Annotated in this window: 12 protein-coding genes; 9 read left to right on the plus strand and 3 right to left on the minus strand. The window is 53.0% G+C overall.

Annotated elements, in window-relative coordinates; genetic code table 11:
* The first annotated feature begins 12 nt into the window (after positions 1-12).
* The 6 genes from P0Y41_RS17435 to P0Y41_RS17460 all read left to right on the plus strand — a co-directional run bounded on the left by P0Y41_RS17435 (position 13) and on the right by P0Y41_RS17460 (position 10,191).
* Complete coding sequence (locus P0Y41_RS17435) at positions 13-612, plus strand: BrxE family protein (protein WP_284063879.1); 600 nt, start codon at positions 13-15, stop codon at positions 610-612.
* Positions 609-1,478: a BrxA family protein gene (locus P0Y41_RS17440; protein WP_284063880.1), complete on the plus strand. Its 870-nt coding sequence runs from the start codon at positions 609-611 to the stop codon at positions 1,476-1,478. The genes P0Y41_RS17435 and P0Y41_RS17440 overlap by 4 nt, the downstream gene beginning before the upstream one ends.
* The gene (locus tag P0Y41_RS17445; RefSeq protein WP_284063881.1) at positions 1,468-2,031 is read left to right on the plus strand and encodes a BREX protein BrxB domain-containing protein; all 564 of its coding nucleotides are present in this window, start codon (positions 1,468-1,470) and stop codon (positions 2,029-2,031) included. Before P0Y41_RS17440 ends, P0Y41_RS17445 begins: the two co-directional genes overlap by 11 nt.
* 1 nt (position 2,032) lies before the next feature.
* Positions 2,033-5,665, plus strand: a complete 3,633-nt coding sequence (gene brxC / locus P0Y41_RS17450; protein ID WP_284063882.1) for a BREX system P-loop protein BrxC — start codon at positions 2,033-2,035, stop codon at positions 5,663-5,665.
* Positions 5,666-5,880: 215 nt separating this feature from the next.
* Positions 5,881-9,579, plus strand: a complete 3,699-nt coding sequence (pglX, locus tag P0Y41_RS17455; RefSeq protein WP_284063809.1) for a BREX-1 system adenine-specific DNA-methyltransferase PglX — start codon at positions 5,881-5,883, stop codon at positions 9,577-9,579.
* Between the two features lie 63 nt (positions 9,580-9,642).
* On the plus strand, positions 9,643-10,191 hold the full coding sequence (locus tag P0Y41_RS17460; protein ID WP_284063810.1) for a TATA-box-binding protein: 549 nt from the start codon (positions 9,643-9,645) through the stop codon (positions 10,189-10,191).
* An 87-nt stretch (positions 10,192-10,278) separates the two neighbouring features.
* On the opposite strand, the gene P0Y41_RS17465 is transcribed toward P0Y41_RS17460, so the two are convergent.
* The gene (locus P0Y41_RS17465; protein WP_284063811.1) at positions 10,279-10,530 is read right to left on the minus strand and encodes a hypothetical protein; all 252 of its coding nucleotides are present in this window, start codon (positions 10,528-10,530) and stop codon (positions 10,279-10,281) included.
* A 218-nt stretch (positions 10,531-10,748) separates the two neighbouring features.
* Here P0Y41_RS17465 and P0Y41_RS17470 point away from each other — a divergent pair, with 218 nt between their 5' ends.
* Both P0Y41_RS17470 and P0Y41_RS17475 read left to right on the plus strand, forming a co-directional pair.
* Entirely contained in the window at positions 10,749-11,417 is a 669-nt protein-coding gene (locus P0Y41_RS17470; RefSeq protein ID WP_284063812.1) for a hypothetical protein, read from the plus strand.
* Between the two features lie 148 nt (positions 11,418-11,565).
* On the plus strand, positions 11,566-13,995 hold the full coding sequence (locus P0Y41_RS17475; RefSeq protein WP_284063813.1) for a PglZ domain-containing protein: 2,430 nt from the start codon (positions 11,566-11,568) through the stop codon (positions 13,993-13,995).
* A 38-nt stretch (positions 13,996-14,033) separates the two neighbouring features.
* Here the strand turns inward: P0Y41_RS17475 and gvpO are convergent, their stop codons facing one another.
* Positions 14,034-14,795, minus strand: a complete 762-nt coding sequence (gene gvpO, locus P0Y41_RS17480; protein WP_284063814.1) for a gas vesicle protein GvpO, halophile-type — start codon at positions 14,793-14,795, stop codon at positions 14,034-14,036.
* Between the two features lie 102 nt (positions 14,796-14,897).
* Positions 14,898-15,128 carry a DUF8139 family protein gene (locus tag P0Y41_RS18150; RefSeq protein ID WP_284063815.1) on the minus strand — a complete coding sequence of 77 codons (231 nt, stop codon included), beginning with the start codon at positions 15,126-15,128 and terminating at the stop codon, positions 14,898-14,900.
* A gap of 349 nt (positions 15,129-15,477) precedes the next feature.
* Here P0Y41_RS18150 and brxL point away from each other — a divergent pair, with 349 nt between their 5' ends.
* The gene (brxL, locus tag P0Y41_RS17490; RefSeq protein WP_284063816.1) at positions 15,478-17,505 is read left to right on the plus strand and encodes a protease Lon-related BREX system protein BrxL; all 2,028 of its coding nucleotides are present in this window, start codon (positions 15,478-15,480) and stop codon (positions 17,503-17,505) included.
* Positions 17,506-17,565 lie beyond the last annotated feature (60 nt).

The raw sequence follows: 17,565 nt of genomic DNA on the forward strand, positions 1-17,565 counted from the left end.
GTGGCGATATCTATGTCGGAATTTGCGCTCGATGATGTCCTCGAGACTACACGGGAGGAACTGCAGGCCTTAGGTATCGAGGAAGATCTGTTCCGCGATGTGCTCGCGGTTCGACTGCTCGTCGAACGTCTTGGTGAGTCGGAGAACAACTCCTGGTGGGACTCCCGTGTGTTCACGTCGCTGGGGCGTGACTCATTAGCCGAAGTGACGCCAAAAACCCGCGTAAAGGCGCGGTTTGATCTTGCAATGCAGGTCGGGCGGAAGGTCGAACGCGAAGCGACCCCTGATGATTCACTGTCGCTGTTCTATCTTGGCCCGACGGGTGAGGCCCAGCTCGAAGCACTACTCGAGGATATTGACGGTGAGTCTACGTTCTCGCATCTGGAAGAACTGGAGGCGGCGTTTACTGAGCCAGGCTGGACGGCATCCGTAGTCGATGAGATGAGTGATATCGAGACTGGAACTCAAGGGCCGATCGAGATTGGTTCCATCGATGCCGATGCGCTGCAAGATCATGACTCTCTCCGCGACGTCGCCCTACAGTGCTTTGGGGCATACGGAGCTTCGACACAGGAGACGCTACGAGTTCCATACTTCAGTATCCAAGCATGACACCACAAGATAACGAACCAGCTGGCGGTGATGTCGAATCGGGGCGTTCGGATGCCCCTGACGACCAGAATGAGCAACAGGAGGAATCGGATGAAGAGTCAACACTCGAATTGGATCCGAAAATCGCCCACCACGGCGCATACCTCGATGAGACGAAACTTCTGCTCCGTGAGTACCGACGGCTCGAGTCGTTTGATGCCCTGAAGGAACGCGTCGTCGAAGAGAACATTCTCAACAAGTCGACCGACTACTATCGTAAAAACATCCTCAGAGAGGTTGCACGGCGGTATATTCCCGACAAGGAGACATACACGACGACGCCGTTGATGCGTGTGCTCGATGCGGATTTGCGGGATGATGTTGAGAACTGGTGTCTTTACTACGAGTTCGCACAGGATCCGTTCATCCGGCTGGTGACTCTCGAATACCTATATCCGGAGTTCGAACAAGGAACCCTTTCGGTTCGCTCGGAGGAAGTCGTAGAGTTCCTCGAAAATATTCAGGACGAGTACGACGGCCTGCGCGATCGGACGGATACGACCATTGAGGAAGCGGCAAGCAAGTATCTCGCTGCGATGAAAAATTTCGGACTGCTCGAAGGACGCCAGCGCAAGGAATTCGCGATCACATACATTCCAGACGAGGCGATCGCGTACGTGGTGTATCGCCTGTTCGATGCTGGCGTGGATACGGCCGCTGGTATCATCGAGCATGAAGATTGGCAGCTGCTTCTCCTCGACGAAGAAGACGTTCGCCGCCGACTGCAGGATATTAGTTCCTCATACGTTCGATACGAGAAGCTAGGTAGCACCGAACGGCTCGAACGATTATACGACGATACGGAGGCACTCATCAATGCCTTCTAACATCAACGATCGGCTCGAGGAGCTAGAGGATCTTGTGTTGCGGAATCGAGATAAAGTGGGCAAACGAACCGGCGTACCGTTCATTGTATTCACATACCCACCGAACGACGAACTCGACGTCGAACCCGAAATCGAGGGGTTCGCTGAGAAGTTACAGTTCAACGACCAGAACGTCGATCTCATCGATATGCGTGATCTGTTCTTCCAGACACTCGAGGATCAGGGCATTACTGAGGGGGTGTTTGAGCGCGAACAGCACGCACCGGATGAACTGTCAGATGGGCTCAAGCAGGCACTGCTCGAACCCGGAAACTCTCTGGGCCCGCTGCCGACCCGAATTATCGAAGCGTCTGAAGCTGCCGATACCGTACTCATATACCGGATGGGAATTCTGTACCCGTTCGCGAGCGCCTCACTGCTTATGTCGTTGCTGGAGGGTGAAGTCGAGTCGGATGTCCCGATCGTGTTCTTCTATCCAGCGACAACAGAGGATAAGAGTTTAAGATTCCTCAACGGGACAGAAGGAACGTACTACCGCGCCAAGGTATTCTAATATGAGTGGAACCACATCCGCGACCAAAATAAACGAGATCTTCTACCGGGAAATCACCCGTGAGATCAACGAGGTCGTCAAAGTCGATAATGACGACCCGGAGCTCGTTCAGCAGGAACTCGAAGAATACATCCTCACGCCGCAGCTCGAGCAATACTTCCTCGACGCCCTTGAGGCGATCACGGACACCGAACACAACCAAACAGAGGACATCGGGATGTGGATCTCGGGGTTCTTCGGCTCGGGGAAGAGCCACTTCATGAAGATTCTCGGCTATATCCTCGAAAACGAGGAACTTCCAGGAGGGAACACGGCTTCCGAGATCTTCACCCAGCGGACGGAAAACGAGATGCTCCGGGGATCAGTGGGAGGTGTCAACCGGAAATTCGACTCCGAAGTGATGATGTTCCAGATCGGCGCGAAAGCCGATGCGACGGAAGCGGAGTCGATCACGGAGATCATCCATCGCGAGTTCAATATCCAACGTGGCTACGCAGCGATGCCGTGGGTTGCAGCGCTCGAGGAGGACCTCGAAGCTGAAGGCCGGTATGAAGCGTTCAAAGAGGCCATCGAGGAACAGCGTGGGGAACCCTGGGAGGAGGTCCGTACCCGTGCAGCCTTCCTACGGCCGCACGTGAAACAGGCGCTCGCTGCCTGTACGCCAGCGTTTGATGAGGAGAACGCTGAACAAGCAATCGAGGACGTCGAGGAAGGTGTGCTCATCAACGCAACCACGCTAACTGAAAAGATCCTCGATCACGTCGAGCGGAAGGAGGAAGAAACAGGGAACGACCACCGATACTTCGTCTTCATCGACGAGATCTCTCAGTTCATCGGTGACGATCAGCAAAAGATCCTCACACTCCAGAGTATTGTCGAGGAATTCGGCCGGCAGGGCCAGGGTAAACTGTGGCTCGGCGTGACTTCCCAAGAGGAACTGAAGGAACTTGTCGAAGGAGTGCTCGTCAACCAGGAGGAGCAGAATAAGGTCCGTGACCGGTTCCCGAACCGGTACAACCTTCGGTCGGAGGATCTTGACAAAATCGTCCGCGAGCGCATTCTCCAGAAAGATCCGCAGTACCACGAGGAACTCGGGCAACTCTTCGACGAGCGGGATGGAACGCTCTCGGCCCGCTACAAGATCGACTCCGGCCGCGATCTCAAAGAGATCAGCCGCGAAAACTTCATCGAGTGTTACCCATTCCTCCCGTATCAGCTGGATATCCTCCCCGCAATTTTCGGAGCACTCAGGGGTGAGGGATCCGATGATCGCTTGACTGGACGCGAGCGAACACTCATCGACGTCACTCAAAGCGTTCTCAAGGATTCGGACTTGCTGTATAATAGCCAGCTTGGCGAGTTGGTCACGCTTGATCTAATCTTCGACGAGATCAAAGAGGAGATTCCGGACGCCGACGTCAGTTCTATCGAGGAGGCCGCCCCGAAAAACTCCGACAATGAACTCGCACGACGAGTGCTCAAGTCACTGTATCTCCTCCAAGAACTCGATTGGGTGCCGAACACGGCCGACAATATTGCGACTACGCTACAGGGGGAGATCACGGATGCATCCGATCTCACCTCGCTGCACCACGACGTTGACGATGCCCTCGATGCCCTTGTCGAGGCGGGGTATGTCGGTCGGAGCGAGGAAGGATATCGGTTCCTCAGGGAAACCGAGCGAAAACTCGAAAACGAGATCAAGTCCGTAGATGTTCGCCCGGGCGATGTTCGGCGATTCTCGAAACGCTTGCTTAATGATCTCCTCGATAGCACCACCTCCGTCAGGTACGAAAGCCAGTCATTCGACGTGACGGTCGAAGTCGATGATGATACGCTCTCCACGGGTGGGCATATCTTCCTCCAGGCATACTCGCCGATCCAACAGCTGTACGAAGACGTCGACGAACGAACGCTCAAACAGCAGAGCTTCTCTCAGGAAGATACGATCTACTGGATCGCTGACGCCGAGGAGGCTGCCGATCTCAAGTCCGATCTCGAGCGCATCCAACAGGTGGAGCAGACTCTCCGCAATAAACGCGGCGAGCAACTCAGCGAACAACAGCAGGATGCGGTCGCCCAGAAGCAGGAAGACGTCAACCGACTTCAAAACGAGGTCGAACGTCGTCTGACGGATGCCTTCCGGAAGGGAACGCTGATCTACAACGGGACCGCGACGGAGCTCAACGAGTCGAACAAGAACCTCGCCTCGATTGTCAGCGATCCCGTTACTGAGGCGATTCCGCGGGTGTTCACGAAGCTGGAACACGGGCTCGCGAACGTCAAAGACCGTCATCTCGAGCAGATCTTCGAGGATCTCGAAGGCTCCTCAGCTCCGAGCGTGTTCCGAGAGCTGGATGTCGTGCTCGACGGGGAGCTAAACCCGGAGGCACGAATCGCGTCGGAGGTCGAAGATGAGATCCAACAGCGGGAACAGGACGGCGAGGACCGCACTGGAAGCGACCTCGTGGCACACTTCGGCCAGCCGCCGTATGGATGGAGCCGTGACGTCGTGCGTCTCGCGACAGCAGTGCTGTTCCGTAATGGATCGATCGTCGCCACTCACCAGGAACGCCCCTACGAGAACTACACGGAGGACGGAGCGACTGAGCTGTTCGAGCAGGTCTCCAAATTCAAGCATACGTCCTTCGATGAGCGAGAAACGGTTGATCCCGACACGCGCAACGCCGCTAAGCAGCTCCTCGACCGCCTCTTCGACAAGAAGGTCAAGCGCACTGACCAAGCTGTCGAGGGTGGGATCCGTGAGGTGATAGACACGTGGACGAGCTGGACTGCGGGCATCAAGCGCGAGCTCGAACGCGTACAGTTCCCACTCCTTGGTGCTGTGGATTCGTTCGAAACTCGTCTCCAGAATCTTGATCAGCAGGCGACGGCAGCCAAGCGAATCAAGCAGTTCGTCGAGTTCGAGGATGAGCTGGAACAACTCACACCGAAAGTCAAGGCCGTCAAGTCGTTTGTGGAGGCCGACCGACTCGAGACGTACGGCACGTACACGAAGTTCCTCAACGATGAGTGGGCGACGCTCATCGAACAGGCCGACGAGACACCCGATCACGTGACCGTTTCCGCAGAGGCCCGCAAAGCGGCGGATAAGTTGGACACTATTCTCTCGAGCGAGCAGGTCGTCGACGACTGGACTAACGCCCAGACGGAATACCAGAAGGCTGCTCAGGCGTATGCATCCGCCTATACGGATCTGTACGAGCAGCGTCACGAGGTGTATACCGACGCAATCGGCCGCGTTCAGTCATATGCTGACGGTGAATTGGAAGAGAGCGACCTCAAGGCAGCACTCCAGCCGTTGGCTAGTCGGCTCGGTAACGAATCGATCTCACTTGACGTGAGTGCTGGTGATCATCTCGATCGTTCGCCTGACATCGGGCGGTTAGTCGAACACATTCAGACGGTCGACTCCTACGAGAAGCAGGCACGCGAGGCGGTCGATCGCCGGCGCCCCGAGGACACGGTTCACAAGACGGTCGAACTCCAGTCGATCTTCGGAAGCGAGACGATCACCGATATCGAGGAGCTTGAGGAACCGATCGACGAGCTTCGTGATGCGGTCGCCACGGCCCTTGACGAAGAGGAAGACGTCGAGGTTCGATTCTCTTAGGCTGTCGCTTTTGTCGGGGGTTTTCCATCTGTCGTTGGAATCGAGGGAAACAATCCTACTCCCCTAAGTATAAGCCCCCGGCTGCGCTCACTGAGGGTATGTCGCCGCCGATGGGTGATTCGCGGTGGGAGTGACTTTCTCACCGAGTCCCCCGTCTGCGGCTTACTGAGTCCGATCCTCCTCAATTCATGTCTACGACACACGGCCAACCTGGTTTGAGTTCGGAGCAACGCTCGACGATTCGCAGTACCATCCTTTCGGCCCGGAATACGCTTGAGTCGGAGATCCGCCGGCAGCTGGAACGATATGGGGTCTATGAGGATGAGCGGCTACCGTTGGAAGAGCTCTCTCATCTTTCGCTGGAGGACCGCCACACGCGGCGAACAATAGATGCCGCGCTCGAACGGGAACTCGAATCAACAGACGGGGATCTGGAGCGGTCGATCACTAACTACGTCCGCGAAGCGACGAAGGCCTATCTCAACCGATTTGTCGCACTGAAATGCATCGAAGTTCGCGGGCTCGTCGAGGAGACTATCACCGAGCGCCCGGAGTATGGCGGTCGATCGTATATGCATCACACCGTGGCCGAGATCGCCGGCGAGCTAACCGCTGCTCCCGACGACGGCTTCGGTGCCGCACTTGATCTTGCGTATCAGGAGATCGGTGCGGAGATTCGGATGATCTTCGAGGAGTCCGAACACACCGCTATCGATCTGGATGCGCAGGTTCGGGGAGACGTTCTCGACGAACTGGATGCGATTGATAATGAGGCTTGGGAGAGCGACGAGGCACTGGGCTGGGTATACCAGTACTTTGGTGAGGAAGAACGTGAAGAGATCGACGACCGCGTCGACGAAGAGAACTACAAAATCGCTGGGACAGACATCGCTACGAAGACCCAGCTGTTCACTCCCCGGTATATCGTCGAGTGGATGGTGGATAACTCACTGGGCCGGACGTGGCTCGAAATGCAGGGCGAACGGACGAATATCGATGATGAGGAGAATTGCTTCTATCTTGCCCCGCTGGAAGACTCGTTAATTGATAGAGAAACAAAGGCGGTGAAAGACATTACCGTGGTTGACCCTGCTTGTGGCAGTGGACATATGCTCTTCTACGCCTTCGACGTACTCTACCAGATGTATCTGGAGGAGGGAGAAATCCCTGAAAAGTATATCCCACGCGAGATTCTTCGAAACAATCTATATGGGATCGATATTGATACCGGTGCAGCACAAATCGCAGCATTGTCACTATATCTTAAAGCGAAAGCACGGGCTCCCGATACAGAAGTTGAGCAAATAAATATCGCCTCGGCAGATGCTGTTTTAATAAACGGTGAGAAAAAACAGGAGGTCCTCAGCCGGTCACAGTCGGAGTTCGAAAGAAAAATTCTCGAACAGATATGGACTAGCTTTGAACATATCCGTGAGTGGGGTAGCCTTGTTCGAGTAGAAGAGCGTATCGAGGAAATCATCGACGAATATCGGGACGAACTCGAATCAGCGGGTCAATCCAAGTTTACGCAAAGCGGAGGACTTGAAAAGCAGGCTTCTGTTGTTTCGTTCTCGGATGGTGAATCTGAGTCCTGGGAGGCTGTGAAAGAGCGGTTACTTGAGAATACCCGTGAAATTGCTCGCATTGCTCTCGATGAGGATAACCCGGTTGACGAAATGTTCGCTTCAGAGGTATCAAAGACTGTTGAACTTCTTGATATTCTCATTCATGATTATGATGTTGTGGTCGCTAATCCGCCTTACTTAGGTAGCGCAAAAATGGGGGAGAATCTGAAACAATATGTTAAGGATGGATATGTTGGGACCCGCGATTTGTATGCCGCCTTCATTCAACGATCTTGGGAATTCGCGAAGGATGAGGGATATGCGTCACTAGTCACACCGGAGAACTATATGTTCTCGTATAGCTACCGGAAACTCCGCCGTATTTTACTCCAAAATCATCAATTTGTCGAGGGTGTCCACCTCTCTCGTTATGGATTTGACCAGCAAAAAGATGCCTACACTATTCCATTCCTTCTTCGCAATAGTGAGCCGAAGAAACTTGACAAAACACGCTTCTACCGTATGACCCATGAACAAGATCAATACGAGGACTATGAGAAGAAAATACAGGGATTGCAAAACTTAGTCGGACAAATCAGGAATGACAATAATCCAGACGACATTTATGTGATTAATTCCGATGATTTCTTATCAATTGGAAGACAGCCATTCCTGTATTGGTTTGGTGATTCTATCCTTAATCTCTTCTCCAAATATCCTGCAATAGAAGAGTCGGTTGAAGTGAAGCAAGGACTAGCTACGGGGGACGATGACCGGTTTGTAAGAAAGCACTGGGAGGTCCCACCTGAAGAATTGGAAAGTCAGTATGTCCCATATCAGAAAAGTGGGTCTTCCTCTCCATACTATGATACACAACGTGATTATCTCAATTGGGAGAATGAAGGTGAAGCAGTAAAGGAATATAGCGGAAGTCGTCCCCAAAACCCTGATTACTATTTCCGAGAAGGAATCTCATTCCGGGGTTTCGGAAATTATGCCGTTGCTCGCAAAAAACCAGATGACACTATCTTCTATCATAAATCGCACTTCGTATACTCGTATGAGATAAGTGATAATTATTTACTTGGATATGGTAACTCTACCCTAGTTCGATTCCTCCTAAATGGCATCAATCCGTCATTGAATTTTGAAGTTGGAGACGTAAAGCGACTACCAATTGATCCGGATCCTGAACAACAAAAAAAGGTAGAGGATCTCGTCAACCAAGCATTGGACCGCAGGAGGCAATTAGTCTCATTGGATGAGACCAGTGATGAATTTGCTCCGGAAGTTTTCACCGACCATATCCAGAGTGGGGTAAGAGACCTTCTGTATCAAAAGGATCAGCTCAACGCAGAAGTGGGTGTGATCCATGGACTTATTGATCCGATAATCTACGACGAATACTCAATCCCAACAGAAGAGCGTGACCGACTTTACAATAATCTACCTAAGAACCTTTCATCATATCCCACCGTTGAAAACTTAGAAACTGATTATGAAAACATCAGTGACAAAATTCCGGAAGAGACGCTAACATCAGAGAGATATGAGGAACTGATTTCTAATATTGCTGAAGGCCCAGAAAACGTTCGTGATGCAGCTGAAGATTTGGAAGTATCCCCTATAACAATCGCAGATGCTCGGTATAGAGAGAACCTTTATCGTGACGAGAGGCTCGAACAATCTGCAGGCCATATTATATCATTTACCTTAGGTTTGATATTTGAACGATGGGATGTCAATCAGGAGATAGAAACTGTTGATGATGGGATATTAAGTTTCGACCAGAGTGCCGGTCAAAACGTAAGGGAGCAGATCTTGACCTGCTTTGAAAGGCTTTTCGATGAAAGTTCGAGTATGCAGGCATCTCTTGAAGATTCCCTAGGAAGTTCAATAGAAGACTGGCTACGTGAATCCTTCTTCCGATATCATCATTGCAAAGAGTACCGTCGTCGAGGGCAGCGTATTCCGATTTACTGGCAACTCGAAAGTCCGGAAGGCGCATTCAGTTGCTTCGTTTACTATCATGAAATAGATGCGAACACGCTTCCGAAACTTCGCGGCCAATACCTTGACCCACGCATAGAAGAGCTTGAAAACGAAATTGAGACCCTGGACGCACAGACTAGTAGTGATAGCCCAGACAAGGAACTCTTGAACCGAAAAGAGAAAGTTCAAAACGATCTCAACGATATCAGAGAATTCCGAAATACAATTGACGAAATGATTGACGACGGTGTTTCCGTTGATGCTAACGAAGGAATTTGGGAGAACATTAAAGAATGGGATCAATACGAAATTCTTGAAACAGGACTGCCAAAATTAAAATCGAGCTACTCCAGATAAATAAGAATTAGATTTTCAACTGAAATCTCTTGAAGAGATGATGGTTATAACGATTCAGAAATAATGGGTGAACTTACTATTCAGAATGTTGTTGGTGGAGGTCAAATCGGTACAGAAATTGATCTATATTCGATAGCTAAAGTAGAGTTTGAACCGTTCAATACCCAGTATGAACCGGAGTCATTTCCAGGTGTTGTATTCCGTTCCGATAATTTAGAACCCACTATAATATTACACCGATCTGGCAAATCCAATATTGCCGGTGGCAAATCCACCTCTGAAACAAAAGAGGCATTTGACATATTTTGTTCTAGCATTACAAATGAAACGGGACTTGAGATACACCCAGAATTGGAAATTCGATACTTCGTTACAACTGGCGACCTCGAGAGAGAAATAGATCTCTCTGCTGCTGTGCTAGCCTTGGGGATCGACGAGACAGAGTACGAACCTGAGCAATTTCCTGGGCTATTCTATCGACCAGATGAACAAGATTGGTTTTCAATTTTGTTCGCAACGGGTTCTATTATTATTGATGGCGTTCCAGACATAGGTCTACTTGAAGAAGCATATCGTAATATAGATAATACGCTATCTGAACAAAGTATCTAACAAAATATAAATTAATTGGGGGAGTCTCCGAGTACAACGTGATGGTCTGACGTTTAAGACGTATGCTCTGTAGATGGGGTGAGATCCTCACTGGTTTAGGACTGAATAGCTGATCCCCGGAGGTATTTGAAATCCGGAGGAGATAGTCCGATCATGCCTCACGATGCGAAGGATTTCTATAAGTACGGGAAGCCTGTCGGTGAGCTGTTCCAGACGCTCTCCGAGAGTTACTTCGACACCTACGAAGAGGGACGGCCGTTCGGTGAGGGTGTTGACGATACCTATCCAGATGAGTATCCTGAATCTCGTTGGGGTCTCGACCTCGGTTGCGTTCAGCACAATACGCCCGCATGGGGGGAATCTTGTCTCCGATCAGTCCAGAACCACGTCCTCTACCATATTGTTGCGAACGCCCAGTCCAACCGTGAGACACTGACTGCATTCTTCGCCAACCCTGATGAGGATCCGTCGCCGGACAAGGCGCTACAGAACCTCTCGAACGCGTGGCGCGATGGTTCGCGCTTAATGACCCACTCGATGGTTCGGTGGAGGACCGAATGCGAACAGCCGAGTGGCGAATCACGATGTGTTACTACGCAATCTACAAGGCGTTTAGTGGCCTGATGCGAGCGACGTTCGAAGAGATTCGAGCATCGGGTGGAGGCGGGAGCCACGGACAGATGTGGAAGAAGCATCGAACCTCTATGTTGACGGAATTGGAGGACGCGCTCTACGCCTATCCGTTTATGCCGTTTCCAGTCGGGCGGTTTTCGGATGAGGCGTTCGACTGGACGATTCCGTATCCCGCTTGGGCAGAGCAGCCGGAAAGGCTGGAGTCACGATTGGCCACCAACGCAGAACACGAGCTGGAAGCGATATATGAACTCCGAGACCGATTCCATCGAAATCCCGATTCCCCGTGCCCAACATTCTTCGACCTGCTTCTTGACCTCCGACATTGGGCAAACTACCACCGTGGAGGGATCTTCAGCCGGCTCTATGGTGGGGGCTACAAATTCGCTATCGACGAGGGGCTCCGGATCACGACTTTCGCAGGGTTGGCGATCGCAGAAGTTGGGCTGATCCATTCGTTGGATTACGATACCGTCAAAGAGGAATATGAGGGCTATCGGAGAAGTTCGGAGGAGGGGATCGAGGAAAGCGCCCGTTTGGTATCTCGACGGTTCTCGGTATATGAGGAGGTGTTCGGAAATAACGACGCATAGGATGTCTACCGCGTAAATCTGTCATTCTGAATCCGATGGGTCATCGAATTGCTGAGTGAGAAAAGTGAGCCATCAACTGTAAAGATGGTGAGCATCCGGCACTGAGTTCCCGAAACAGACATCAACCTACTTGCAGTACGCCACGACAATGGGAGACACCGCCGCACGGATCGTGACCGAGCTCCGGGAGAAGTTCCACCGCCACGATGTCTGGGTCTGGTACGACTCCCAAGAGACCTACACAGGCGCTATCGATGATATCCGCTCGGGGCTCGCCGCGGATGACATCAACGTTGCCGTCTACGAAGACAGCTTCCTCGAGCTGAAACACCGAGTCTGGAAGGAAGATCCCGATCTCGACGAGCAATGGCTGTTCTACGTCCCGACGTCGAAAAACGACGCCGAGTGGTTTATGGACATCCACAGCCTCGGCAAGCAGTATCGGACGGGGGCGGACGTCGATTCTAGCTCTCCGGCCTCGCAGTACCTTATCGAACACGAATCCGCGATTCCCGACGAGTTCAGTACCTGGGGGCAGAATGAAGCTACCCGACGGAAGGCGTTCTTTTGTGTTCTGTTCGGCACTCAGGAGGACAACCCCGCAGAGTGGATCCTCCGATATCTCGACGATCCAGACGCCTACGAAGAGACGATTCAGGAGTACGGACAGACCGACGACTGGTCGGCATTGCTTGATGAGCGGTACGGGATCTCCGCTAGCCTCGACCCGGAAGACATCGCGACGGAAATCCTGTTTGGCGAGGTCGCAGTCAGTTCGCCAACAAGCCGTTACGATGAACTTGCGGCCGACGAGCGAATTGAAAGCAAGCGGCTGTGCGAGTACTGGCAGCAACACGATCCAGCGACGTACGTCGAGTACGCCCGTTCGGTTGCAGCGGAATACGATCTCAAGACTGCAGTCCTCGACTCCGGCAATGTCGATTGGCATTCGACGGCATTCCGCGGAATTGACGAGGGCCTCGTCCGGCTCTGTCTCGACCGGTTGAACGATGCCGATTACGTCGATCTCCCCGAAATCGCTGCCGACCTCCACTCGGTCGTCAGCGAGCGTCGACGTGGATTCTGGTATGAGGAAGGTTACGCCGGGTATTGGGACGTGCTAGCACCGGCGCTCAGCGCTCTGGATGGGATTGGCGACGCACAGACAGCCCTCGATGAGCAGGTGTTCTCTCCAAGCGAACTTCATGACCGCTACGTTGCTGACTGGTGGACCGTCGACCGGGACTACCGACAGTACATCCAAGCAACGACGGAAGATGCTGCGCCCGTACCTGGACTTAGTACTCTCAAGAATCGCATCACTCAGCAGTATATGGATTTTCTCAAAGCAGTCAATCGCCCACTTGCGGAGGGGTTAGGCGACGAACCACGACTCACGACTCCGCAGACACAGTTTTTCGATGAATATGCCGCGACCAATGAGAAAACGGCCATCTTCATTTGTGATGGCCTCCGGTACGAGCTGGCCGAAACGCTTCGTGACGAGTTGAGCTATGATTTCGATCATCAGCTCGAAGCCGTCAGTGCGGCGCTGCCATCCGTGACTGAGGTCGGTATGGCTGCCCACCTCCCTGGCCAGTTAGGCCTCGCAGTCGAGGATGATGAACTCCAGATCACTGTTGACGGAGAGCCAACTGAGAACAAACAGTCCCGGGTCGATCGGTTTGCACGTGCTGGGTTCGAGGTAGCAGATCTGACCGATATTCTCGATACACCGTTGGAGGATCTTCAGACTGCGGAGCCAGTACCTAGGATCCTCTACTCCGGAATCATCGACAAACTCGGCGAGAATATCGACGACGACGAGGCCCTAGCGCGCGCAGAAGGCCACGTCACTCAGGTTCAAAAGGCAATCCAGCGGCTTCGTTACGCCGGCTACGAGCGCTTTATTGTCACTGCTGATCACGGATTCCTCTTCACTGATCGCCTGAGCGACGATCTGAAACTCGACGCACCAGATTTGGCCCCGATCGTCAAACGTCGGTTTGCAGCCGCAGACGTGGACACCCCGCTCGTCGGCGATGCCGAGTACATCACGCTCGAGAGCGCGGCACTCGAATCACTGGGCATCGATGCTCCTAACGTGCAGTTTCTGTTCCCGCGAAGCGTCGCCTGCTTCAGGGCTCGCGGTGGGAATATGCGCTACTTCCATGGTGGGATATCGATTCAAGAATTGCTTGTTCCATGTCTTACCGTCACAACCGAAGAACTCGACGAGAGTGCGAGCATCTCGTATGATGTGTCGATTCCGGACCCGATCACGAATACGATCGTTTCTATCGATGTGGAAGCGAAAAGTGAGCAGGTTTCGTTCGATCGAACACCGACCTTGGAAATCCGCGCCAGTATCGATGACGAGCCTGTCGCAGATCCCGTGGAACTAGAGATCTCTCCTGGCTCAAATAGTGCGTCCATCCGATTGAAACAGGGCGCGCTCGCCGGTGAATCGAGCGTCACATTCGAACTCGTGAGTACAGACACACGGGAAACGATCGAGCGCCGAAGCGTGGCGCTTGATCTGCTGTTCGGTGACGACGATATGGGTTTCGACGTGTAGAGAATTTCCCGTCTAAACTGCCACGCAAGGGCGGATGTTTAATTATCCTGTGGGACACCGAAAATCAGCAAGAGTACGCCTCCGCTCTGCTCATCTCTTATGAAGTATTTTGTTGCCTCGTCAGCCCTCTCATAGGCTTCCACCTGGTCGAGTGCGTCAGCGACAGAGTCCATATCCCGTTCTCGAGTCAGCGTACTCCGCAGCCACTCGACACTCCCTTCCTCTTCAGTTTCGACGGCACTCTGGATCGCCATTTGTATCGGGCCAACCTCCGCAATCGCTGCATTCTCTGAAGACACGATCGGCGCATCGTCAGGGACATCCTCAGCAACTGACGCTGCGACTGCCCGGTCGTCATCGATACTTCGATAGACACCATACCAGCTCCCGACCGATACACCCGCCGCAATCCCCGCGGGTCCAAACGGCGATCCAAGAACGCCGCCGATCAGCGCTCCTGTTCCCGCGGTTGGCCCTGTCTTCCCGACTACTCGTTTGAATCCATCGAGCGCATCACCGAATTCCCATGAGCGAAGCGCCGCCCCAACATCACCGGTCTCGTTAAGGATATCACGTACATTTTGAGCGACATCCTGCGAAGCACCCGAAAGTTCGGCAGAGGCTGAGTTTAACTGCTCAGAAACGATATTGATGTATCCCTCTGATGTGGATGGGGCGCTGTTGATCGTCTCATCGGTCTCATCGTGCTGAAAGCAGAACTGCCCGTCCTTGGCGAGTCGACTACACCGACTGCCAGCGTTCGTGAGTGCGTGGCACTGTTCACCCTCGTTTTCTGCCATAACCGCAGTTCAGATTATTGGGTGAAAAATCCCACCCTGTTTCAATCCCGTATCATTCACGGAGGGTGTTATAGAGACCATAGTACAGGTCGACACAGACGGTTATTGATCTGAGGCAGGTCGGAGATCTCTCCATCGAAGGTGTTCTATTGTGTCCTCATCAATGTCAACGGCAAATAAGTGTGAGTCGCGTTGATCGCCGGTTTCTTTGCCAGCGTCATCCTCGAGAATTTCGACGATTGTACCCTGTTTTCGGTGGAGTCGCTCATGATCGGGATCATCCTCATTCGGAATATCAATTCGAACCCGATCTCCGGTCTCAAATCGTCTCATTGGTTGGTTTTACTGCTGCTCTTCCCTGTCGGTTACGGCTGGTACCGAAAGTGGAGAAGCGTTCGTGACTCTTCTTTGGGGGGAGTCAACATTAGAGTTCGGCTGGGCAGTCTCAGATTCTCTACCTCGCGTCTGTCTCGCTAACGTTGACACCCTCTCTTCTTTGATACGCTATTTTTGATCATCCCTAGTTCGTCCTTTGGCACGGAGCGGTAGGTTACGGTCGTGGATGGCTACGGAGTCGATTCCCTCCGTCGCCAATTTTCAGGATCGCGGCTCTTCGCTCAGAGTGGATACCGTGAATGAGATAACCGACATTCCTTTGACGCCACCAATCCTCTGCCGTTGTATGTCTATTCGAGACGTCGATCAAAAGGCCCTCGACGTCTTCTCCGGCCGCGTAGTCCGAAAGGACCTTGTTCAGGATATCAAGGCCGGGGCAAACGTCCCGACGTATGTCCTCGAATATCTCGTCGGACAGTACTGTGCCACCGATGACGAGCAATCGATGGAGGAAGGGTTGGAGACGGTTAAGAAGATTCTCTCGAAGCATTACGTCCGCCCGGATGAGGCTGAATTCGTCAAAAGTGAAGTCCGTGAACGCGGTCGCTATCGCGTCATCGACAAAGTGACCGTCAGGCTCGACGAACAACAGGACGCCTACATCGGGTCCTTCGTGAACTTGGGGCTCAGCGACGTTGAGATCAACGAGCATCTCGTTAGCAAGCATCCGAAGCTACTCGGCGGCGGTGTCTGGGCGGTTATCGATCTCGAGTATCTGCCCGACAACGCAAATTCCCAGAAGAGCTTGTTCGGTATTGACTCGTTCAAACCGATTCAGGTGTCGAATCTCGATCTCGACCAGCTGAAAGAACGCCGCAGGGAGTTCACACGCGACGAGTGGCTCGACTTGTTGCTCCAGAGTATTGGCTATGACCCTTCCTCATTTGACCGCAGGGAGAAAATGCTATTTCTGCTCCGGTGTGTCCCTCTCGTCGAATCGAACTACAACTACGTGGAGCTCGGCCCTCGCGGCACCGGGAAAAGCTACCTGTACCGGGAGATCAGCCCGCATTCTATACTAATTTCCGGTGGGAAAACCACCGTCGCAAAACTGTTCTTGAACCTTAACACGGGGCGGATTGGCCTCGTTGGACGTTGGGACGTCGTCGCGTTCGACGAGGTCGGCGGTCTGCAGTTCTCGGACTCGGAGGCCGTCCAGATGCTCAAGGACTATATGGAGTCCGGAAGCTTCTCGCGCGGTACTGAGGAGCTGACCGCACAGGCGTCAATGGTCTACGTCGGCAATATCGACCTTGACGTCGAGGGTGTACTCAAGAGCTCTCACTTGTTCAAGCCGTTCCCAGAGGACATGCAGGACCTCGCACTGATCGACCGCTTCCATTACTACCTACCAGGCTGGGAAGTACCAAAGATGCAGTCGTCGTTCTTTGGTGATCAGTTCGGCTTCATCGTCGACTACTTCGCGGAGTTCGTTCGCGAGCTCCGCAAGGAGTCGTACGGGGACGCAATCAATGAGGTGTTCACGTTCGGCGATCATCTCAACCAGCGAGACGAAAAGGCCGTCCGCAAGACCGTCTCGGGACTACTGAAACTACTTCACCCGCACGGTGAGTACACGAAGGAGGAACTCAGAGAGTACCTCGAACTGGCGATGGAAGGGCGACGCCGTGTGAAAGAGCAGCTCAAACGGATGGGGGGTATGGAGTACCGGGCAGTGAACTTCTCATACATCGATCTTGAAACACGCGAAGAAACATTCGTGAGTGTGCCCGAGGAAGCAGAGGAGTCCCTGATCCCCCCCGGGACACAGCAGCCAGGCACGCTCTATACGATCGGCGAATCCGGATCCAAGAACGCCGTCTTCCGAATCGAAACACAGGCGTTGCCCGGCTCCGGGAAGACGAGCATCGCCGGCTCGACAGGCACAGAGATGAAAGAGGAGTTCCAGACCGCGACAAATTACCTGCAAGCGAACATCCGGGAGTTGTCCCGGGATGAGTCGCTCGACGACTACGATATCAAGGTGCAGGTGCTGAATCCCTCGGACGCTGAGACAGGAACTGAGATCAGTATGGGCTTTCTTATCGGCATCATCTCCGGCATTCTGGATCGGCCTGTCCGGTCCCAAATGGTCGCACTCGGTGGACTGAGTCTCACGGGAGAGCTCGTTGAAGTAGACTCCCTCGTAGACAAGCTTCAGCTGGCGGTCGACGCTGGTGCCTCAACAGTCCTGCTTCCCGCAAAAAACAAAGAGGATTTCGCCAGGATTCCAGATGAGCTTCTCGACGAGCTGGAGCTAGTGTTCTACACTGATCCGATCGAGGCCGCTAGCAAAGCGATGCAGTTGGAGTAGTAGTGCTTAGAAGTCTATGCGTTCGCTCCTGATGAAGGGCCATAATCCCATCACGTTGGG

Origin of the sequence: Halobaculum halobium, assembly GCF_030127145.1 — an archaeon.
GTDB classification, from domain to species: domain Archaea; phylum Halobacteriota; class Halobacteria; order Halobacteriales; family Haloferacaceae; genus Halobaculum; species Halobaculum halobium.